At 42.8% G+C, this 20,826-nt stretch carries 22 protein-coding genes; all 22 read right to left on the reverse strand.

Going from position 1 to position 20,826, the window contains the following annotated elements:
- Nucleotides 1–84: 84 nt before the first annotated feature.
- The 22 genes from BW961_RS25295 to rsmA all read right to left on the reverse strand — a co-directional run bounded on the left by BW961_RS25295 (nt 85) and on the right by rsmA (nt 20,820).
- Entirely contained in the window at nt 85–621 is a 537-nt protein-coding gene (locus BW961_RS25295) for a S1 domain-containing RNA-binding protein (protein ID WP_068592313.1), read from the reverse strand.
- Nucleotides 622–745: 124 nt separating this feature from the next.
- On the reverse strand, nt 746–1,081 hold the full coding sequence (locus BW961_RS25300; protein WP_068592315.1) for an FtsB family cell division protein: 336 nt from the start codon (nt 1,079–1,081) through the stop codon (nt 746–748).
- Nucleotides 1,082–1,094: 13 nt separating this feature from the next.
- Nucleotides 1,095–1,664: a spore cortex biosynthesis protein YabQ gene (gene yabQ, locus BW961_RS25305; RefSeq protein WP_068592317.1), complete on the reverse strand. Its 570-nt coding sequence runs from the start codon at nt 1,662–1,664 to the stop codon at nt 1,095–1,097.
- A complete protein-coding gene (gene yabP, locus BW961_RS25310) occupies nt 1,661–1,945 on the reverse strand; it encodes a sporulation protein YabP (RefSeq protein WP_068592324.1) in 285 nt (94 codons plus the stop codon). The genes yabQ and yabP overlap by 4 nt, the downstream gene beginning before the upstream one ends.
- Nucleotides 1,946–2,111: 166 nt before the next feature.
- A complete protein-coding gene (locus BW961_RS25315) occupies nt 2,112–2,384 on the reverse strand; it encodes an RNA-binding S4 domain-containing protein (protein ID WP_068592326.1) in 273 nt (90 codons plus the stop codon).
- Nucleotides 2,385–2,386: 2 nt separating this feature from the next.
- Nucleotides 2,387–2,659 (reverse strand): HU family DNA-binding protein, encoded by a 273-nt coding sequence (locus tag BW961_RS25320; RefSeq protein ID WP_068532663.1) that lies wholly within the window; start codon nt 2,657–2,659, stop codon nt 2,387–2,389.
- 163 nt (nt 2,660–2,822) lie between these two features.
- Nucleotides 2,823–4,322, reverse strand: coding sequence for a bifunctional methyltransferase/pyrophosphohydrolase YabN (gene yabN, locus BW961_RS25325; RefSeq protein WP_068592328.1), 1,500 nt, complete (start codon nt 4,320–4,322; stop codon nt 2,823–2,825).
- Nucleotides 4,323–4,412: 90 nt separating this feature from the next.
- Entirely contained in the window at nt 4,413–6,113 is a 1,701-nt protein-coding gene (locus BW961_RS25330) for a putative polysaccharide biosynthesis protein (protein WP_068592330.1), read from the reverse strand.
- Between the two features lie 136 nt (nt 6,114–6,249).
- Nucleotides 6,250–6,792, reverse strand: a complete 543-nt coding sequence (gene spoVT, locus BW961_RS25335; RefSeq protein WP_068592332.1) for a stage V sporulation protein T — start codon at nt 6,790–6,792, stop codon at nt 6,250–6,252.
- 258 nt (nt 6,793–7,050) lie between these two features.
- A complete protein-coding gene (locus BW961_RS25340; protein WP_068592334.1) occupies nt 7,051–8,106 on the reverse strand; it encodes a peptidylprolyl isomerase in 1,056 nt (351 codons plus the stop codon).
- Nucleotides 8,093–11,617 carry a transcription-repair coupling factor gene (gene mfd, locus BW961_RS25345; RefSeq protein ID WP_068592336.1) on the reverse strand — a complete coding sequence of 1,175 codons (3,525 nt, stop codon included), beginning with the start codon at nt 11,615–11,617 and terminating at the stop codon, nt 8,093–8,095. The genes BW961_RS25340 and mfd overlap by 14 nt, the downstream gene beginning before the upstream one ends.
- Nucleotides 11,618–11,804: 187 nt before the next feature.
- Nucleotides 11,805–12,035: an anti-sigma-F factor Fin family protein gene (locus tag BW961_RS25350; RefSeq protein WP_068592338.1), complete on the reverse strand. Its 231-nt coding sequence runs from the start codon at nt 12,033–12,035 to the stop codon at nt 11,805–11,807.
- A 111-nt stretch (nt 12,036–12,146) separates the two neighbouring features.
- Nucleotides 12,147–12,707: an aminoacyl-tRNA hydrolase gene (pth, locus tag BW961_RS25355; RefSeq protein WP_068592341.1), complete on the reverse strand. Its 561-nt coding sequence runs from the start codon at nt 12,705–12,707 to the stop codon at nt 12,147–12,149.
- A 141-nt stretch (nt 12,708–12,848) separates the two neighbouring features.
- Nucleotides 12,849–13,802, reverse strand: coding sequence for a ribose-phosphate diphosphokinase (locus BW961_RS25360; protein WP_068532679.1), 954 nt, complete (start codon nt 13,800–13,802; stop codon nt 12,849–12,851).
- Between the two features lie 98 nt (nt 13,803–13,900).
- Nucleotides 13,901–15,283 (reverse strand): bifunctional UDP-N-acetylglucosamine diphosphorylase/glucosamine-1-phosphate N-acetyltransferase GlmU, encoded by a 1,383-nt coding sequence (glmU, locus tag BW961_RS25365; protein ID WP_169810369.1) that lies wholly within the window; start codon nt 15,281–15,283, stop codon nt 13,901–13,903.
- Nucleotides 15,284–15,545: 262 nt separating this feature from the next.
- A complete protein-coding gene (spoVG, locus tag BW961_RS25370) occupies nt 15,546–15,833 on the reverse strand; it encodes a septation regulator SpoVG (protein ID WP_068592345.1) in 288 nt (95 codons plus the stop codon).
- A 207-nt stretch (nt 15,834–16,040) separates the two neighbouring features.
- A complete protein-coding gene (gene purR / locus BW961_RS25375) occupies nt 16,041–16,868 on the reverse strand; it encodes a pur operon repressor (RefSeq protein WP_068592347.1) in 828 nt (275 codons plus the stop codon).
- A 78-nt stretch (nt 16,869–16,946) separates the two neighbouring features.
- Entirely contained in the window at nt 16,947–17,801 is an 855-nt protein-coding gene (ispE, locus tag BW961_RS25380; protein WP_068592349.1) for a 4-(cytidine 5'-diphospho)-2-C-methyl-D-erythritol kinase, read from the reverse strand.
- 272 nt (nt 17,802–18,073) lie between these two features.
- Entirely contained in the window at nt 18,074–18,250 is a 177-nt protein-coding gene (locus BW961_RS25385; protein ID WP_068592351.1) for a small, acid-soluble spore protein, alpha/beta type, read from the reverse strand.
- 162 nt (nt 18,251–18,412) lie between these two features.
- Nucleotides 18,413–18,688 carry a biofilm formation stimulator Veg gene (gene veg / locus BW961_RS25390; protein WP_068592359.1) on the reverse strand — a complete coding sequence of 92 codons (276 nt, stop codon included), beginning with the start codon at nt 18,686–18,688 and terminating at the stop codon, nt 18,413–18,415.
- Nucleotides 18,689–18,961: 273 nt separating this feature from the next.
- Entirely contained in the window at nt 18,962–19,858 is an 897-nt protein-coding gene (gene yabG / locus BW961_RS25395) for a sporulation peptidase YabG (protein WP_068592361.1), read from the reverse strand.
- A gap of 77 nt (nt 19,859–19,935) precedes the next feature.
- Nucleotides 19,936–20,820 (reverse strand): 16S rRNA (adenine(1518)-N(6)/adenine(1519)-N(6))-dimethyltransferase RsmA, encoded by an 885-nt coding sequence (gene rsmA, locus BW961_RS25400; protein ID WP_068592363.1) that lies wholly within the window; start codon nt 20,818–20,820, stop codon nt 19,936–19,938.
- Nucleotides 20,821–20,826 lie beyond the last annotated feature (6 nt).

Raw genomic sequence — 20,826 nt, forward strand, 5'->3', positions numbered from 1 at the left:
TATTGTATTCCTTATATTTCCGCTAAAACGGCTGCCGTCTTTGAAAGAGGTCGGCATAGCCGTTTCGACTTATGATATTGACTATTACATGCGCTTAGCGCCACGGCCGCCACGTTTGGATTCCGTGTTTTTCTTGATGGACGATGCCCGTTCTTCGCTATCTTTTAGGAAGCGTGACACTTTATCCTCGAATGTAGCTTTGACAGCAGGCTTAAACGAACGCCCGCCTCGTTCACGATTGTAACTACCACCGCCGCCTCCGCCGCCACCTTCTCTACCGCCACTGAATCGTTCTCCGCCGCCTTCTCTACCGCCAGCACTGCCTCCAGTACTACCGCTACGTTCAGGTCTTGGACTTCTTGGTGGTCTTGCTGCTTCTGGTGGCTTGTCAACAGTTTGTTTGATGGATAGTCCGATCTTGCCGTCCTTGTCGACATTGATCACCTTAACCGTTACGACGTCATTGATCTTCAAATGATCATTGACATCCTTAACATAATTATCAGCGATTTCTGAGATGTGAACGAGACCCGTGACACCTCCTGACAGATCCACGAATGCTCCAAAATGGGTTATGCCTGTCACTTTGCCTTCTAACTTGGTGCCTACTTCGATTGCCATAGAATAAAATGATCCTCCCCTAAAAAATATACAGCAAGATTTATAAATCTTGGCTGTGGTGATTTGATTATACATAATGCGCAAAGTAAGGTCAACCAACGAATGACCTGCACCTGCGCCTATATTACGGGCTTGAGACGTCCGGACGAATTGGAATTTCTTCTGGTCTATATAGACCATAATCCTTACGTGCCAATTGCCCGATATATTCGGGATCCTGTAATCGGTTAACGTCATAATTCAGTTCTAATACAGATTTGTCCGTTGCTGCCTTAGCCGCTTGTTTCTCGATTAATTCAGCGTTCGTCGCTGCGATTTGAGAGTTCTGACTCAATAGAGTATATCCTGCCCAACTCATAAAGAGAACCATAAAGCACATCCATAAAGCCAATCGTCTGCGCCCGCCTGCATATTTAGTTGAACCTTGATTAACTGTTGTCTGCGAGGCATACTTGCCCATGAATGAAACCTCCTTAAACCCATCGATCCCACAACTTCATACAAATCTGTTTAACCCTCTTGATCCGCTCTGGTATTCTCAGCTTGGTTGTTAACGGATGAAGCATCCATTTGAACAGTCTCCAAAAAGGATGTAAGCATCGCAATACAATGCCAAAAATGAACGTAATCAATGTCCACATGATGCCTAATATACTCACTATTAACCGATATAGAGTTCTAATGGGCAACCAAATGACGACTATGAATAACCGCTTCAGCAAATATAATACATATTGTACTACCTTTATTAACATTACCACAAATCGCTGTGTTGTAACACTTAAGATTAAAAAATAGCCCCACACGCCTATAAACAACCCAACAAATGCATAAAACCGCAACTGCCCCTGATTGCTAATATAAAGCATTCTAAATATGAAGAAGGCCATTCCACACCAATACATCAAATCGAGCACATGGATTGTCCACTTGGGAAAGTGGAACTGATTGGACAGCACCCGGTAGCTGTCATAAGCCAGTCCCATGGCTGCCCCTGAGAATATCATCCAGAACAGCGTAATCCACTGAACGTAGGGACTCATTTGAATAGTTTGCCCAACATTCCTTTATTTTTACTATGGTGGGATCCGGGATCCAAATATACAAGCGAATGCACAAGCCCATCGATGGAGAGGAGACCATCCTCCAAGCTGAGATTTTTGATATGTAAGTTCTGACCTTTAATGGTCAAATGTCCGAGTTCTGTTTGCAACAGAAACTCCTCGCTGTCGAAGCTTTCCACATTGATAACGCCTGTCATATGAATTTGTCTACGGTTTTGCATATGAAGATCATGTACCTTCGTTTTTCCTTGCTCAATCATAGCATGTACCCCTCCTTCTACAGATAGCTTATGGTGGGTATTGGTCCATTAGAACCTCATGATCCTAAACAAATATATTCTCTTATCTCAAAATAGCGCAAAAGAAAGAGCGTCCTCTTCATTTAAGAAGAGGACGCTCCATGATAAATCTTTCCCCTATGACTAGTTAGATACCTGTCTCTCTAGCAATAGGTTCTTCCTTGACCAAGGTGTAAAGGCTTGTGGCCTCTTCCTTACGGGTGCTCTCAACAAGTCTCTCAACCCGAACTGTAACCAGCTTCTGGCCAAATTGAACGGTAATTTCATCGCCCACTTTCACCGCGCTGCTAGGTTTTGACTCTCGACCGTTGATAAGTACCCGACCTTGATCCGAAATATCCTTCGCTACGGTACGCCGCTTGATTAACCTTGATACTTTAAGGAATTTATCAATTCTCATAACTATTTTACAGCTTCTTTAAGTTTGTTACCCGCTTTGAAAGCTGGAACTGTAGATTCAGGGATTTCGATCGTATTTCCTGTTTGTGGGTTACGACCTGTACGTCCTGCACGTTTGCGAGTTTCAAATGTACCGAAACCGATCAATTGTACTTTATCTCCGCCTGCCAATGCATCTGTTACTTCACCTAGAAAACCATTCAAAACGGATTCAACGTCTTTCTTAGTCAATCCACTTTTTTCGGAAATATTGTTAATAAGGTCTGTCTTGTTCATCATTAGTTCCTCCTAATATATATATAAGTTGTTATTACCATCGGTATGGGACTTCGGCTAACAAAACCGACATCACACCGGAATTGCACTATATGGATATTCTTGATTTAGATACAAAATCCTGCTTTTCCGATGTAATTTTTAATTTTTTGTTCGAATTTTGCTATTTATTGACGATTTGTGTTTTGGCCAGGTTCCATATTTCATCCATTTCTTCTAACTTACTATCCGTAATGGATCGTCCTTGTAACCGTAAATGTTCCTCAATAAAGTGGAACCGCGATATGAATTTGTGATTCGTCTTCGATAGCGCTTCTTCAGGATCAGCATGAATAAAACGAGCTATATTAGAAACAGCAAACAATAAATCACCAAGCTCTAACACCTGATCCTCGTGACTCTGCTCTTGTTCAATAGCTTCACGCAACTCAAGCAATTCTTCTTCTATCTTGGAAAATACACCCTCGATATCATCCCAATCAAAACCGACCTTAGCGGCCTTTTTCTGCAATTTGTAGGCTTTCATCAATGCCGGGAATTCACGTGGTACGCCATCTAATACAGATGTCTTCTCAGCGCTTAGCCCTTTAAGACGTTTCTCCTCCATCTTCATCTTATCCCAGCTTTGTAGAGCCGCTTCCGAATCTTTAGCAGACGCATCTCCAAAAACATGGGGGTGACGGAAGATCAACTTATCATTCAGGCCTTGTATGACGTCATATATGTTGAAGGAACCATTCTCCTCCTCCATTTGAGAGTGAAGTAGGATTTGTAGCAATAGATCTCCTAATTCCTCCTGCATATGCTCTGGGTCGTCCTCATCGATGGTCTCTACCACTTCGTAGGTCTCTTCAATGAGATTCTTGCGTATGGAATCATGGGTTTGTTCTCGATCCCAAGGACATCCCTCTGGACTACGAAGGATACCTACAATTTCATGCAGTCGGGCAAATGTCCGTTGTCGCAAATGATCTTCATCACTTCTAGGCACATATACCAAGGATAGATTTCCAAACCCCTCTACACGATCCAACTCATATAAAGGTACGCTCACAATATCCTCTTGTCCTTGTACACCCAAAGCATGTCCCACGATCACCGTATAATCATCCGGATAAATTTCCATCAGACTTAACTTCACCTCTGAAGCGGTATACACATCATAGACTTGTCCGATTAAAGTATGTAACTGCGGCTGTATGAGTGTACTATTCAGTCCCGCTGCATCCAACAATTGAAAGCCTTCAATCGGATCAAAGCCAAGTCTTGTGAAAGCTTCATCTAGAAAGCTCTCTCCGCCAAGCACACGCAATGTAATACCTTGTTCTGGACACCGCTCTCGAAGTAGCTGGACCGTTGACTCTGCCACCATGGGATGACCTGGCACAGCATACACAATCTCTGTGCCCACCTCACCTGCACGAGCCTTATCTATTAATTGATTAGCAATCGTATTATATACCTCTGGGAAGGAATCATGCGTCTCATATATTCCGTCAAATGACTCAATAGACAAGTTCCATTCATCAATCGCGGACATGACCGGATGTTCTTTCGTTCTAACGTATATACTTGTAGCCTTTTGTAATGTCTTCACAATACCTACCGTGAGCTGGTCGGGATTTCCCGATCCAAGACCTACGACTGTTAATGTTGAGCTCATACGCCTACCTCCACTCTTTATTCGCCCATGATGACGAAGGGATCATGAATAGAATACTACTACACCATAGACTATTGTAGCGCACTAAGCCTAGCGTAGCACGCGTAGCTTTTGGAGTAGCCTCGCAAGTCCATTGCCAACCTTAGGTAACATACGTAGCTCTTCCTCACGGATCAGCTTCGTTAGTGCCACTAGGATGACGAATACGATGGCCCCTGCGGTTACACCGCTAAGGCTCTCTACTAAAGCAACCATTCGCCCTGCGCGTATCCCTAGCGCAGAGAGCACAGCCGCAGCCGCCCACTGAGCGCCGACTGCGGCACTAGCAAGGCCGGCGAGAATAATCGCCGGCTTAAGCAGCATGGCACCGGCGCCAAGGCGCAGACCGGTGCTGCGGACGAGCAGCGCAACGTTCAGCGCTGCGGCCAACAGTTGCGCGGCCACGAAAGCGATCGCCGCGCCAGTGATGCCCAACTTGGGCACTAGCCACAAGTTGAGCAGCGTCTTTGCTAACGCGCCGATCAGCAAGTTCATAGCCGGTGCCTTCACCATGCCGATGCCTTGTAGTAGCGCTGCTGAAATCAAGCTAATCGAGCTGAACGCAGCTGTAAAGGCAATCCAGCGAATCGTGTCTGTACCTGTTGTATCCTGATACAACATCACATTGATCGGTTCTGCCAATACACATAGCCCTACGGAGGCTGCAAGTCCCATCATCCAAAACCAACGAAGCGCTAAGCGACATTGATTCTGCATCAATAAGTTATCTCTCTTAAACCTTGCCTCAGCTAACGCCGGAATGAACAGTACGGATAGTGATGTGGCCAACATCGTTATCAGTTGGACAAGAGGTATGCCACGATTATAAATCCCGAACTGAATCATCGCACCCGAATCACCAATGCCACCTGCCTTGAGTAGCTTAGGAACCGTAAAGGTATCGACCAAATTCATTAATGGCAGAGCCAATGAAGCAAGACAAATAGGAATAGCGTACACCACTATATTTCTCAACAGCCTCCATGAACTTTCCGATCCTATAGGGTCACCATTCACTGCAGCTGCTACATCTACATGGATTACTGTAGCTGTCTCACGTCTTATCGTTACCTCCACGGGAATCATCTTCTTGTTTACCTTTGTACGATACCTGCGCCAATAGAACAGCATCACCAGTAACCCGGCAGCCCCACCGGCAGCAGAACCAAAAAGCGCACCTGCAGCAATATCCTCTGGTCCAGCTTGTCTAGAGGTTAAATAGAGTAACAGCACAATCATCACGGTTACGCGAACGCTCTGTTCCACAATCTGTGAGATAGCCGTAGGAATCATATTCTGATGACCTTGAAAGAATCCTCGAAGCAAAGACATCAAGGGAACAAACAAAAAAGCGATGGAGACGTACCGAATAGCCGACACCACATGAGCATTGTCAATCCATCTTGCGATTAATGGCGCACCCACATAGGTGCAGAGCCCAAGGAGGACACCCAATAATCCAATAAACCAAGAAGATAGACGTAATATCCGTCTATTCTCCTTGTCGTTACCAGTAACATCGTTCTCTGCCACGAACTTAGAGATCGCAATAGGGAATCCAGCAATAGCTAACGTGATTACCAATGAATAAAATGGATAAACGGTATTATAAATGCCGAACACGACATCCCCGCCCATATTTTGCAGAGGGATTTTTTGCAAAGTGCCAATCAACTTCGAGAGCACAGTGGCTAGCGTTAATATGAATGCACCATGTAGCATTCTTGAAGCTACGCTCACGTTATCCTTCATCATTTACTTCCCTACTTTTCGCGGTAATTGAGATGATTTACTCTATTATAACCGCGATCAGTGTCACAAAAAAACTCCCGCTTCTTTTGCTCCGTGTATAAGGAACGAAAGAATAACGGGAATGGTCTTGGATTTCTTATTGTTCCATTTGTTTGCCTAGGAATGAAGCGGCTGTCTCAGCCATCTTCACTTCCATCTGGCCCATTTTCACGGATTCATCTTTGTTCATAAGAATGACGGATCCAATCGGATCTCCACCCGAAATGATTGGTGCTACGACATAAGATGAAAGTGTCTCCTGATGGTCTTTACTGAGTTCGTAACTTCCGCTGTTCGTTTCCAACAACGATTTACGACTATCCATACAATTCTCAATAAGTATCCCCACCTGTTTATCTAGATACTCCTTTTTGGAGCCTCCAGCCACAGTAATAAAGGTATCTCTATCCGAGATGATTGTGATATGTCCTGTTCCCTCAAATAATGATTCAGCGTATTCCTTAGCGAAATCACCAAGCTCTCCGATTGGTGAGTATTTCTTCAATATCACTTCACCATCACGGTCTACGAAAATTTCAAGCGGGTCTCCTTCGCGGATTCGCAATGTTCGTCTAATTTCTTTCGGGATAACAACTCTGCCTAAGTCATCAATACGGCGTACAATTCCAGTAGCTTTCATTTCACATGTTGCCCCACTTTCTAAAGAAGATTTTTCAACTACTGTTTCAAAAGGGAAATGGAGAGCCCCCAGATCAGTTATAAGTGTGATATCTGACCATAGTATTTAACTCTATCCACTTCCTTATACATACAATACACATAATAGTTATGCTAATTCATCATAACCAATCGTTCATTTCCGTTATTCATTGACAATTCAACAAATCCTACTTGTCCCATACCCCTGCTTGTCCCACGAACAGTGCTAATCGTGATATTAAGGTGTTGTGACGTCAGTCTTTGTTTTATCATCTTTTGTAGCCTTATTATCTGTTCCCGTGGAGTCTTTTCCTGCTTCAGGAGTCGTTTTCTCATCCGTCTTCACTTCTGGAGATTTCGGCAAGTTCACCTTTTTGATAATATCTTTCAAGTCTTTACTCATAAATTCATCGATTTTGCTTGAACCTATCGAATTCTTAATCGCATCTTTTTGTACTTGTGTTAATTTATCAAAAGGTGTCTCTGTACGTGACTCCACCTTCAAAATGTGATATCCATAATCGGTCTCCACAGGATCACTAATGGTGTTCAGTGGAAGGGTCACTGCGCTTTGTTTGAAAGCTTCTACCCACTTACCTGCAGGTGTATCTTTGTACAAACCGCCATTTTCCGCAGAACCTGGATCCTCGGAATATTTCTTCGCAATGGTCGCGAAGTCTTCACCCTTATCCAACTTAGACTTCACTTCTTTGGCAATCTTCAAAGCCTCTTCCTTGGTACGCTCTTTCTGATTAGCATCAGTTAAAGAGATCAGAACATGTCTAAGCGAGACGACCGTGAAGTCCTGTTTCGTAGCTTCATATTGTTTCTTCACTTCTTCATCTGTTACCTTACGAGTCATATCCTCCATTGAGATCATGACTTGTTCCAAGTAGCCCAACAAATCGGATTCCTTCAGTTCTTGTTTTTCCAACATGGTTTTGAATTGCTCTGCAGTAACCTGCTGCTTCATTTGATTCAATTGATCAGCCGCTAATTTCTTACCTGCTTCTTTAGCTTCCTTAGTTGCTTTATCGCTCAAATACTCAAAAGCCACTTGTTGGTTTACAAGATATGTCTTGAAATCTTCCATTTCTGCTAGTTGCTCATACTGTGGTGATAAAAAGATAAGCACTTTTTTCTCGAGATTGTATTCTGCGAGCGTAAGTTCGCCGCCCTTATAGGTTGCAACAACGTCTTCATTACTTTTACCACATGCAGATAGCAAAGATAGCGTTAATACCGCCACTAGCGTAATAGATACTAATTTCCATGATTTCTTATTTAACAACATCCTGAAGTTCCCCTTTCGATTTGAACGGCTCTCGGATGGCTTCAAGAAATTGTTCCAGAAGATCCAACAGCTGCTTTTCCTCAAGTCCCTTGCCCTTCACGCGTATGGTCATGACAAGCTCTTGTTCAAATTGTACACGTCTTTGAAACGAATTTCCAATGGAGGCTAATTTAGCATGGTCAACTGCCTTCTCTTGACCTGCATAAAATTTAAGTGCCACGTCGTCTCCACGCTTCACAAATGACTCAATGCCGTACATTTTACCATATACTTTCATACGTGCTACAGCAAGCAAATTCACGACCGCCTCAGGTAGTTCACCGAAACGATCCATTAACTCGTCTTCGATCTCAGAAACCTCTTCAAATGAAGTGGTAGCTGCTACCTTTTTATAAATTTCGATCTTTTGAATACTATCGTAAATATAATCAGAAGGCAAATAGGCGTCTATAGCGATATCGATAAGTGTGTTCCAAACCTTCTGTGGAGGAAGCTCTTCGCCCAATACCGTGACCTTACGTTTCTGAATTTCTTCAGCCAGCATTTGTGAATATAGATCGAACCCAACGGATGCAATAAATCCATGTTGCTCGGCTCCAAGTAGGTTACCCGCACCACGAATAGAAAGGTCTCTCATGGCAATCTTGAATCCCGATCCAAGTTCGGTGAATTCCTTGATCGACTGAAGACGTTTCTCCGCCACTTCGGTTAACACCTTATCTTTCTGGTACGTAAAGTAGGCATAGGCAATCCGATTGGAGCGGCCCACACGACCACGCAGCTGATAAAGCTGAGACAACCCCATCTTATCAGCATCATGTACGATTAGCGTATTCACGTTAGGAATATCTACACCCGTCTCGATAATGCTGGTACTCACCAACACGTCGTATTCACCATCTAAGAAATCAAGAATAGTCTTCTCAAGTTCCGACTCATTCATTTGTCCGTGGCCTATACCAACTCTAGCTTCCGGTACAAGTGCAGAAATCTGACTCGCCATCTCTTGAATTCCTTGTACTCTATTGTATAGGTAATACACTTGCCCACCTCGGGCAAGCTCTCGTTCCACAGCTTCTCTTACAAGCGTCTGGCTGTGTTCGACGACATAAGTCTGCACAGGGAACCGATTCTCTGGTGGTGTCTCAATAACAGACAAGTCCCGAACACCCAACATAGACATATGGAGCGTACGTGGAATTGGTGTCGCTGTTAACGTAAGAACATCAACATTCGTCTTCAACTTCTTCAACTTCTCTTTATGTGTTACACCGAATCGTTGCTCTTCATCCACGATCAGAAGACCAAGATCTTTGAATATGAGATCCTGTGATAACAATCGATGCGTCCCAATAATAATGTCTACCGTTCCAGCACGAATTCCCTTAATGGATTCATTCTGCTCTTTACGAGAACGGAAGCGACTTAGAACCTTGATATTAATTGGATAACCTGAGAACCGCTCCCGGAATGTCTCATAGTGTTGCTGAGCTAAGATCGTTGTTGGTACCAAGACCGCCACCTGTTTACCCTCTATGGCAGACTTGAACGCGGCACGAATAGCGACTTCTGTTTTCCCATAACCCACATCTCCACAGAGTAGGCGATCCATTGGACGGCCCTGCTCCATATCCTTCTTGATCTCTTCAATCGCTCTGATCTGATCTCGAGTCTCATCATACGGGAACATCTCTTCGAATTCTTGCTGCTCTGCAGAGTCCTTCTCAAATCCATAGCCGGTCGTCGATTGCCGTTCAGCATACAACTTGATGAGATCATCGGCGATATCCTGGACCGTAGAGCGAACCTTATTCTTCACACGTACCCAATCATTACCACCAAGCTTATAAATCTTCGGCTCTTTATCCTCGGAACCCACATATTTCTGAATGAGGTCTATTTGCTCAATCGGAACGGATAACTTGTCGCCTCCGGCATAAAGAATATGTAAATAATCCTTATGAATACCGTTAATATCGAGTGTGCCAATCCCCACATATTTACCTATACCATGGTTTGCATGTACGACATAATCGCCAATTTTAAGTTCGGTATAACTTTTGATACGTTCAGCGTTATCAATATTCTTCGTAAGCTTACGAACTTTACGTTGCTTCTGGGAGAACATTTCACCCTCTGTAATGACAGCTAAATGAATGGAAGGTAACTCAAATCCAGTCTGTAAATTACCTTGGAGCATAATCGGCTCATCAATACCGTAATCCAGCAATACGCGTCTCATACGCTCCATACGTTCTTCATTGCTAGCAAGCATCATGACGCGAACGCTGGATTTCTGCCAACGTTCCATTTCAGATTTGAGAACATTCATCTGACCATGGAAATCTTGCATTCCTCGACTAGTAATATTAAGTATGTTTTGAGGCTGAGTATGAGGAACTTGACGTAAAAAGATGGAAAGAAATAACGTCTGGAAACGACGTTCATATAAGACCATTTCGTTATCAACTGACAAAGGCATTTGTGGTAACATTTTACCATTCTGCAATAGGTGTAAATTCCACTCAGACTCATCGCGTTCAAGTTGTTTCGCGGTTTCAACTAATCTTGTAGGTTCATCAAGAATCAGAATCGTGTCTGTTGGAAGATAATCAAATAAGTGACACTGTTCTGGATATAGTAAAGAAATATATTTGTAGATTTCTGGGAAATATACATGCTCGCGCAGCATTTCCATCTCTCGCTGTATTTCCTCTTGAAGTCGAAGTTTAGCCTGGCGATCGGTCATTTTATCAAGCTGGGCTTGCAATAGAACGCCTGCTGCATCAGCTGCTCTCTCTAATCTTGCGTGATCCGCAATAATTTCCTTACATGGTGTGATCACAACTTTGTTGACCTTATCAATGGAACGTTGATCGGCTGGATCAAATGTACGGATGGAGTCAATTTCATCATCAAACAACTCTACCCGATAGGCAAGTAAAGATGTCATTGGATAAAAGTCGATAATGCCACCACGTATACTCATCTCGCCTTTGCTTTCTACACGCTCAACGCGTTCGTACCCCATTTCAATCATGCGCATGAGGAAAGAATCCAGTTGTAATGTGCTGCCATACTGGATTGTTATCTGTGCATTAGCCATGACTTCTGGCGCAGGAAGAAGTCTCCGAACACCCGCTACAGGGGCTACAACAATCCCCTTAAATCCTTGTGCGCATTTCATTAATACATCAATACGTTGAGCAAGCGTTTCGGGACTAGAAACAGCCGATTCAGCAGCCACTAACTCATTTGCAGAATAGAGCAACACCTGATCTGGAGAAAGCGCTTCCTGTAAGTCTTCTGCCATTTTCTGAGCTGAGAACATATTATGGGTCACAATTAGTAACGGTCGCTTGACCTCTTCATGCAATGACGCCATCATGATCTGCCTTGCCGATCCAGATAATCCCGAAATGAGCTGTTCCTTCATACCAACAGATATTCCAGATGCAATCGATTTTAAATCAGGGTCCTTAGAAAAAGCTTCTATAAGTGCTTGTAGCAAAAGTGGCACCTCTCTTATACTTACTAGTAAACAATAGATTTGACTCCATGTTTTTATCCATACCTTACGTACACAACAACATAAATGATATATCGTCAAAAGAAGCCTCAGCAAACTGCCAAGGCCATGTAACGACGGTGAACCCATCGTAAAGACGATCAAAGATTAGTCTTAGGCTTCACTCTTATTACTGAAGTGGGTTAGATATCAAGCTCAATTCCGGATGATATGCTAACGCTTCATTACAATATTCACAAGTGACTCGAACTGTCACTTCCCCGCTCAAATCATAGGCTATTATATCTCGACGTTCTGCAGGGGTCAAGGAATGGAAGCCTAGTTGTGCCTCGGTTATCACACTTGAATCAATCGTGCCTAGTACCGTGTTACAGTGTCGGCAGATGTATTTTATAGCCATTTTATGCCTCCTGAGGGTCATTTATACCCTCATTATGCCCTGACCCCACAGAGTTTAGCCCTTTAAGTCTTTTTTAAAATATAAGAGAGCGTAAGTTTCTACTTAGGTATCTTAGCCATTATACTTCGCCATCGTTTGCTCAAACGAATGGTCCAGGCTATATTCAATAGCATCGCAACTATTATCTATCATCTGTTGTACATACTCTTTCTCCTTCTTAGCAAAAGGAGATAGTACATAATCCACAACCGCAAGTCCAGGGGCTGGACGCGATATTCCCAGACGAATTCGGTTGAATGTCTGTGTACCAGTATGTTGAATGATGGATTTGATACCATTATGTCCACCCGCACTGCCTTGATATCGAAGTCGAACTTTACCTACTTCCGTATCCAAGTCATCATAGACAACAATAAGATCTTCCAGATTGGCTTTATAATAACTCATAAATGCGTGTACAGATTCACCTGAAAGATTCATATAGGTCAACGGTTTAATGAGTGTAACTTTGGTCCCACCAATGTTGCCTTCTCCTATATGAGCTTTACATTTACTAGGTCCAAAGACAATCCCATGGCGTGCCGCAAAGGCATCTAGCGTCATAAATCCTACGTTATGGCGTGTCTTGTCATAAGCGGAACCTGGGTTCCCAAGCCCTACAATCCATTTCATTGATATATATATCCTCCATCAGATGTTATTTGATACTGTAAATTGAGCCATTGAATGACTCTAAGATATTATAGGATGCACGATAAGGGTTATATCTCCTCATGCCGAGGAGATATAACCCTTTATTTAAGTTCTACAATCCTACTCGATCTCGAAAAGTTTACTAATTGATAATTCTTCGTGAACACGAATAATAGCTTCACCCATCAACGGAGCTACTGAAAGTACCTTAATCTTGTTACTTGGATTAGGGTGTGTAATCGGAATTGTATCCGTTACGATAACTTCCTTCAGCGGGGAGTTCTCAAGTCGTTCCATCGCTGGTCCCGATAATACAGGGTGTGTACAGCATGCATAGACTTCCTTCGCTCCGCCCTCCATCAACGCATTTGCACCCAACACAATCGTACCTGCAGTATCAATGATATCATCAATCAATATGGCCGTTTTACCTTCAATATGACCGATAATGTTCATGACTTCACTGACATTTGGCTCAGGACGACGCTTATCGATAATAGCAAGCGGTGCATTGAGGAAATCAGCCAATTTTCTAGCACGGACTACGCCACCATGATCTGGAGAGACCACGACAGGATTCTCAATCTGCATAGAACGGAAGTATTGGGCTATTATTGGAACACCCAGCATATGATCTACAGGTATATCAAAGAATCCTTGAATCTGCATAGCGTGTAAATCCATCGTGATTAAACGATGAGCACCCGCCTTTTCGATCAGATTAGCTACGAGCTTCGCAGTAATTGGATCACGAGAACGTGCCTTACGATCTTGACGAGCATATCCGTAATAAGGAATCACGACATTGATACTTTTCGCAGAAGCGCGTTTCAATGCGTCAACCATCACCAATAACTCCATCAAATTATCGTTAACCGGACCACAAGTGGACTGTACGATATAGACATGACATCCCCGAACACTTTCGGACAATTTGACTTGAATTTCGCCATCACTAAAGCTCGTCGTATGAGAATCTCCCATAGGAATGCCGATATAATCAGCGATTTGATTGGCAAGCTTTGGATTTGAGTTACAAGTGAATAATTTTAATTTGGAATCACAATAAGTCATAAAATAAAAACCCTCCGTGCGGATTCATTGAATTCATGTCTGATAATACCTACTGATTCATTCACATAACTGACTGAATTTATCATCAAATAGGGTTGTTAGCCTTTATTCTTCTTTGCTTTAGCCTTATTACGAATTTTATCTGCATATCCAGGTTTGTTCACCTGTTGTTGTCTCGCGATGGCCATCTCATTCTCACCAACGGAGTGTGTAATCGTTGAACCTGCTACGATAAATGCACCTTTTCCTACTTTAACCGGCGCAATAAGATTGACATTACTACCAATAAAGGCGTCATCTTCAATCTCTGTCACAGATTTATTATACCCATCGTAGTTCACAGTTATCGCACCGCAACCTACATTAACGTTTTTCCCGACGGTAGCATCTCCAATATAGCTCAAATGTGACACTTTCGAGCCATTATCAATGACGGAATTCTTCACTTCTACGAAGTCGCCAATCTTGACGTCCTCTCCAAGCTTAGCTCCGGGACGTAAATATGCAAATGGTCCAACCGTTGTACGCAAACCTACTTCAGCATGGTCGAGAACTGAATGACTAATGATTGCGTTATTAGCAATAATCGATGAATCAATATCACTATTAGGACCTATGATACAGTCTTCACCTATAACAGTATATCCTTTAATGATCGTTCCTGGATACAGAATCGTATCGGAACCAATGGTAACATCTGCACCAATGACCGTTGAAGATGGATCAATCATCGTTACACCATTCAACATGTGACGTTTTGCAATTCTTTCTCTCATAAATTGTTCAGCTTCGGAAAGCGCTAGCCGATCATTTACACCTATAGATTCGGAACTATCATCTGTGATATACCCGAGAACCGTTTCACTCGCATTCACAAGGATACCAATCACATCTGTCAAATAGTATTCCGCTTGGGCATTATGGTTCGTCACCTTCTCAAGTGCTTCGAACAATTTGAGATTGTCAAAACAATACGTACCTGTATTAATCTCGCGTACAGCATCTTCTTGTGGTGTGCAATCCTTTTGTTCCACAATCCGAAGTACGCTACCATCTTCTCCGCGAATAACACGTCCGTAACCCTTAGGGTTATCCAGTTGGGCAGTTAAGACCGTTGCAGCAGCGTTATTGCTCTCATGCAGCTGCATGAGCCCTTCTAGCGTCTCTGGCGTAACTAGGGGAGTATCTCCACAGATAACAATCGTAGAGCCAGCCTCATTCCTAAGTAACGGTGCAGCCTGTGTAACAGCATGCCCAGTTCCTAGCTGTTGTGGTTGAAGCACATATTCTGCGGCATCCCCAAGATAAGATTGTACGGCTTCCGCACCATGTCCAACGATCACAATTACTCGTTCACTGTTGACTTGTTTAACGGTGTCAAGTACATGTCCTACCATGGGTTTCCCACATACAGGATGAAGTACTTTGTATAATTTGGATTTCATCCGCTTGCCCTGACCTGCGGCAAGAACTATAGCCATTCTTTTCAAGGGATTTAACCTCCTGCTCTTTAAAATATAAGAAAGTATAAGTTTCACTTGATAGAATGAACTAAAGTTTACGTCTTTAGTTCATTCTATATTGATACTCTACTCCTTATATTTCCGCTGAAACGGATGCTGTCTTTGAAAAAGGACGGCACAGCCGTTTCCACTTGCTCACTACTGAATATATCTCATTCTACGAAAAAAGAAAAGAGAGCCATGTGATGGCTCCCTTTTCTTCAAACCCTATTAGGCGAACTTAAGCGCCCTCTTCAATCACTTCTTCTTCTTCATTAGCTGCACTTTCGTACTCTGCTAATACAGCAGATTGAATCTTCTCCCGAGTACCGGAAGAGATTGGGTGAGCAATATCGCGAAATTCTCCATCAGGAGTTCGTTTGCTAGGCATAGCAACAAACATTCCGTTGTTTCCATCAATAACCCGAATGTCATGAACAACAAATTCGTTATCAATGGTAATGGATGCGATAGCTTTCATTCTTCCTTCAGAATTAACCCGACGAAGTCTGACATCCGTAATTTGCATGTGTGTGTTCACCACCTTTTCCCATCAGAGACTTGGTGTATAATTCCACACAACACGCTTAAATCCTTTTTTTTACTTCAATAAAATATCCTAAAAACAGGAATTTATTAAATAAAAATATTATTCGACAATCTTCTTGCTTATTCGTTGGTATCCTACCCATTTCACACATTTAAATCGACAAGGATTTCGAGACCCGAGAGCATCCTATGATTCGAAATAATTACCCGGACTCACAAGAATCTGTTTACTCTTGAAATCAACTTCTGTCAATTTTGCAAGCGATACATAATCATGAAGCAAACGTTCTTCCGTCTCCACAGCTCCTGATTCCACCAATACACCGACGCCAGCGACTTCAGCATTAAACTCGGCTAGTAAATCGACCATGCCTTGAATCGTGCCTCCTGCTTTCATGAAATCATCCACAATCAGTACTCTGGACTTTTCCTTCAAAGCTCGACGAGACAAAGACATGGTATGAATACTCTTATGGGAACCCGAGACGTAATTAATACTTACCGCAGATCCTTCTGTCACCTGGTGATCACGACGAACGAGGACAACGGGTAGATTAAGTTGTGCACCTGTTGCATAGGCTAAAGGGATACCTTTGGTTTCAACAGTCATCACACAATCGATTTCTTTTTCTGCGAATGCTGTAGCGAATATTTTACCCGCTTCGTTCATAAGGGATGGCTCTCCCAGTAAATCGGACATATATAAATATCCACCTGGTAAAATCCGATCTCTTTGTTCCAATTGTGCGCACAAATCCTCTGCAAAGATCAATGCTTGCTTCTTAGTCATCTTAGGAATGAATCTTACGCCGCCGGTTGCTCCTGCGAATGTTTGAAGATCTCCCATGCCTTCATCTTCAAACACTTCTTTAATAATGGCCAGATCTTCACTAATGGACGATTTTGCCGCACCATAGCGGTCAGCAAAAGTCGTAAGGGGTATCAATGTATGTGGTCTGTTCAGTAGATATTGCGTTAACTCTACTAAACGTGCGCTTCGTTTTAATTTTTTCACGAAATGCTCCTCGCTAAATCCGAATATTTTATATAAAATATATCATCATTATACGCCTTTTCACAAGTGTCTATAATCCTAAGTCAATAGACGTACAGCATAAACTTCACGACAGAATCCTCGAAGACCATTATAAATCCTAGGTACTTTGGATTCTTTGGATACCAAACCGAATACAGTTGGACCACTACCTGACATCAATGTTCCGTCAGCACCCAGCCTCATCATCGCTTCTTTTAAGTGTTGAACTTCTGGATGCAACTTCAGCGTGACATCTTCAAGTACATTACCCATTTGCCCGCAGACTTCGTGGAAGTTTCCTGCTTGGATCGCAGCAATCATACCCGATGCCGATGGATGGTTCGTAATCTGATTGCTCTTTAATCGCGTATACACTTCTGCTGTAGACACATTGATGGGCGGTTTAGCTAATACAACCCAACATTGAGGAGGATTCTCGATTGGCGTTAACATCTCTCCTCTACCTGTAGCAAGAGCCGTCCCTCCAGTCACACAGAAAGGCACGTCTGAGCCAAGCTCTGCCCCCAATTGCTGTAACTCTTGAGTTGGTATATGAAGCTCCCATAGACGATTCAGGCCTCTTAGTGTCGCAGCCGCATCACTACTACCACCTGCTAGCCCTGCAGCAACGGGGATTTTTTTATCCAAATGAATATGTACGCCCTTCTTGACGTCATACCGATCCTTAATTAATCTCGCAGCTTGGAAAGCCAGATTCTTCTCATCGAGCGGAATATAACCTGCTTGGCTTGAGATAATGATCGTATCTCTTGGTAGCTCCACCATTTCTAATCGGTCAGCTAAATCGACCATTGTCATTACCATTTCCACCTCATGGAAACCATCAGGCCGCTTATGTAATACATCCAGCATTAAGTTGATCTTGGCTGGTGCTTTTTCATAAATTTTCAAGGCGTTCACCCACCCTTAACTTTTCGCTCATAATAACTTCACACATTATACCAAACTGTCTCATTCAAGTCATTTAAGATTATGATGATCATACCCTTAATTATCCAATATGCAAATAAATAATCTAACAAGTGGTTACGGCTTTGCCGTCCTTTTCAGGAACAGTACCCGTTTTGACGGAATTATAAGGAATAGAGTATTAAGTTTACTTATATTTTTAAAAAAAAGCGAAAGACCACCTCTTGAGATGGCCTTCCGCTTTTAACTACTCATTAATCAGGGTTTCTAGCTGCTGCCTTCTCCGCAAGTTCAATCGCTCTTTTGACCATATTCCCTGCATCCTTAGCTCGAATGCCTCCCCATCCTTCATTCTGGACGGTGTCGTAAAATCCTAAATCTTTCGCAAGCTCATATTTAAGTTCTTCAGACATCACTTTTTTACGGCTCATGAACAGTCCCCCTTATCAATAAGTGAAAATGAATGTCGCTGTTAGTATGACGCAGTACACTTAATCTCATTCACTAATAAGTTCACCGATTTATAACCCACAAAAAGAATATACAAAAAGACAGCCCTCCAAAAAGGACTGTCTAGTCTTTATAGTTAAGATTTATGCTTTGATATACTCAAGCTGCATTTCACCATTATTCTCGCAAATCGTAACTTCCACCGAAGCAGTAAGAATATCTGCGTAGCTGTATGAAACACGTTTAAAAGTCTGTTGTTCTTCATCTAGTTTCACAATAAATACAGAAGGGTACGTTTCTTCCAAAACACCAGTTCGCTCAACAGTCTTTCGGCGACCGCCGTTGGCACGTAACATAATATTTTTACCTACATGAGCATCGAGACTGTGCTTGATTTCTAACAGTGCGTTTTTAGCCATGTCTAACGACCACCTCTTTCCTTGTCCATTATAACAAATTTTTGGGTGGTTGTCAAATCAAAACAATAATTATATCAGCACTAAAATTATCTTGTCAACGAATTTTTTCTGAGCCTACAAACCATTTCAATAAATCCCTAAATTCAACAAATAAACCCCAAATTCAAGAAGCAAATTCGGGGTTTATTTCTTTTTTTGACAACTACTGTATACCCCACATCCAAGGTCACACAGCATTTATTGCCATATAACTCCAACGTTTGGAAGTCGTCATTAAATTGCTGCTGGCGTCACTTTGAGTGTGGATAGATCATAAAGACGAGGAAGACCCATACGGTAGCTCCCACGTGACTCAATCCCACCTACACCTTCCGTACCACTGATCGTATTTCCTAATACGTCATTCATATTAATGACTTCTTTGATCGATGTGAATGAGGCTTTTGCAGCCACGTACACTGGATCTAACGCATGAATGAGAATCCGAGCAGGTGAACTCGCGAAATTAGCCCCTGCTTGAAGTAAGGCCTCAAAATGAGACTGACAGGCCCCTGCTATAATGGTCAGGGCATCCAAGTTGCGTTCATACTGACGAGCTATTTGAATCGCACTTACGAAATTCTGAGAATTTTTGTAGCTATTCAAGCTATAAAGATCGTGGTTCCTCCTGAACTTCAAGACACCATCGTGGCCTGTAATGACCAGGATATCTGGTTGGACCTTTGGCAAGAGTCTATAAAGAGCGTCTGCCATCCCAGATTCCCTTACGTAATGACCCTCCGCAGGCACACGAAGCTGTTCGTAGGCCTGAAGACTCTTCTTCAGATAATTCGGATCTCCGTCGAGATGTAGCACTTTACCAGGCACTTCGAAAAAAGTAGGCTCCTTGACAGCACCCCACTCTCCACCCGTTTGCATTTGATTCCGGGCAGATTGTTCTTCACGATGACGCTGAAGAGACGACAGAGACTCACTAGCTTTCACTTGTGCCTTCTGGGTCTTTTCACTCACAGGCGAATAGGGTACCTTCGTTAAATCCTTAAGGGGCGAATCGGCCAACAATCGAAAATCAGTTCCCTTAAGGATGGCAGAGTCCTGGTATATATCTTCAATACGAAACGCAATATCACCGCCATACGATTGGCGGACGACCAAATCACCCAAATTCATCAGAACATCACCCCTACCCCATGTTATGGGCAGTGACCCGGATTGGTTCATCTTTTAACATATTTATCGCATTCGATCTATACGATACCCGCTTCTAACAACACATTACTAAGGGTAGCAAATTCTTGTAGACTGAGTGTTTCTCCACGTCTCGAAGGCTCAATTCCTGCCTGTAGCAATAAAGCATCAATCAGCTCACGTCCTTCAGCAGGTGAATAACGGGTCTTCAGGTTATTCGAAATGGTCTTACGTCGTTGAGCGAATGAGGAATGTACCACGTCAAAGAAATGTGCCTCATCTTTTGCATCCACCGGTGGTTTATCACGAACCGTTAGACGGATAACAGCAGAATCCACATTAGGTTGTGGGATAAATACAGTGTTTGGCACAATACAGATTAACTTAGGCTCACTATAGTATTGAACTGCAATACTAAGACTACCGTAATCCTTACTTCCTGGTGAAGCAGCCATACGCTGAGCAACTTCCTTTTGGATCATTACCACAATATGCTCAAGAGGGAGTTTGCCCTCTAACAGTTTCATCAGAATAGGTGTCGTAACGTAATACGGCAGATTGGCCACAACGCTAACCTTAGATACATCTTTAAAGTGACTCTCAAAGAGCGCAGGCAAATCTACTTCAAGTACGTCAGCTTGTTCCACCTGGACATGTTCATAAGGTTCCAACACTTCTTCCAATATCGGAATAAGGCGTCTATCAATCTCAACTGCCGTCACCTTACCTGCTGTCTGTGCCAATCTCTCTGTTAGTGCACCAATACCGGGACCAATTTCTAAAGCCCCTTTTGTGGAATCCAATTCTGCTGCTTCAACAATTTTATTCAGAATATTCTGATCAATTAGAAAGTTCTGACCCAGGCTCTTCTTAAAAGAGAACCCATGTCGTCTAATGATATCCTTCGTTCGTCTTGGTGTAGCAATGCTATCTAAATCATTCATTATTTA

The sequence above is a fragment of the Paenibacillus macquariensis genome (assembly GCF_900156375.1).
Lineage (GTDB): Bacteria > Bacillota > Bacilli > Paenibacillales > Paenibacillaceae > Paenibacillus_AQ > Paenibacillus_AQ macquariensis.

What these genes read in the sequence shown, in the direction of transcription:
- yabQ (WP_068592317.1), bottom strand. Translation starts at nt 1,664, where the DNA reads ATGAGTCCCTACGTTCAGTGGATTACGCTGTTCTGGATGATATTCTCA.
- spoVT (WP_068592332.1), bottom strand. Translation starts at nt 6,792, where the DNA reads ATGAAAGCTACTGGAATTGTACGCCGTATTGATGACTTAGGCAGAGTT.
- glmU (WP_169810369.1), bottom strand. Translation starts at nt 15,283, where the DNA reads ATGGCTATAGTTCTTGCCGCAGGTCAGGGCAAGCGGATGAAATCCAAA.
- BW961_RS25360 (WP_068532679.1), bottom strand. Translation starts at nt 13,802, where the DNA reads ATGACTTATTGTGATTCCAAATTAAAATTATTCACTTGTAACTCAAAT.
- pth (WP_068592341.1), bottom strand. Translation starts at nt 12,707, where the DNA reads ATGAAATGGATTGTAGGGCTTGGGAACCCAGGTTCCGCTTATGACAAG.
- BW961_RS25385 (WP_068592351.1), bottom strand. Translation starts at nt 18,250, where the DNA reads ATGAGCCGTAAAAAAGTGATGTCTGAAGAACTTAAATATGAGCTTGCG.
- rsmA (WP_068592363.1), bottom strand. Translation starts at nt 20,820, where the DNA reads ATGAATGATTTAGATAGCATTGCTACACCAAGACGAACGAAGGATATC.
- BW961_RS25320 (WP_068532663.1), bottom strand. Translation starts at nt 2,659, where the DNA reads ATGAACAAGACAGACCTTATTAACAATATTTCCGAAAAAAGTGGATTG.
- veg (WP_068592359.1), bottom strand. Translation starts at nt 18,688, where the DNA reads ATGGCTAAAAACGCACTGTTAGAAATCAAGCACAGTCTCGATGCTCAT.
- yabG (WP_068592361.1), bottom strand. Translation starts at nt 19,858, where the DNA reads ATGAATTTGGGTGATTTGGTCGTCCGCCAATCGTATGGCGGTGATATT.
- BW961_RS25350 (WP_068592338.1), bottom strand. Translation starts at nt 12,035, where the DNA reads ATGGCTATAAAATACATCTGCCGACACTGTAACACGGTACTAGGCACG.
- BW961_RS25315 (WP_068592326.1), bottom strand. Translation starts at nt 2,384, where the DNA reads ATGAGAATTGATAAATTCCTTAAAGTATCAAGGTTAATCAAGCGGCGT.
- BW961_RS25300 (WP_068592315.1), bottom strand. Translation starts at nt 1,081, where the DNA reads ATGGGCAAGTATGCCTCGCAGACAACAGTTAATCAAGGTTCAACTAAA.
- spoVG (WP_068592345.1), bottom strand. Translation starts at nt 15,833, where the DNA reads ATGCAAATTACGGATGTCAGACTTCGTCGGGTTAATTCTGAAGGAAGA.
- BW961_RS25330 (WP_068592330.1), bottom strand. Translation starts at nt 6,113, where the DNA reads ATGAAGGATAACGTGAGCGTAGCTTCAAGAATGCTACATGGTGCATTC.
- yabN (WP_068592328.1), bottom strand. Translation starts at nt 4,322, where the DNA reads ATGAGCTCAACATTAACAGTCGTAGGTCTTGGATCGGGAAATCCCGAC.
- BW961_RS25295 (WP_068592313.1), bottom strand. Translation starts at nt 621, where the DNA reads ATGGCAATCGAAGTAGGCACCAAGTTAGAAGGCAAAGTGACAGGCATA.
- yabP (WP_068592324.1), bottom strand. Translation starts at nt 1,945, where the DNA reads ATGATTGAGCAAGGAAAAACGAAGGTACATGATCTTCATATGCAAAAC.
- BW961_RS25340 (WP_068592334.1), bottom strand. Translation starts at nt 8,106, where the DNA reads ATGTTGTTAAATAAGAAATCATGGAAATTAGTATCTATTACGCTAGTG.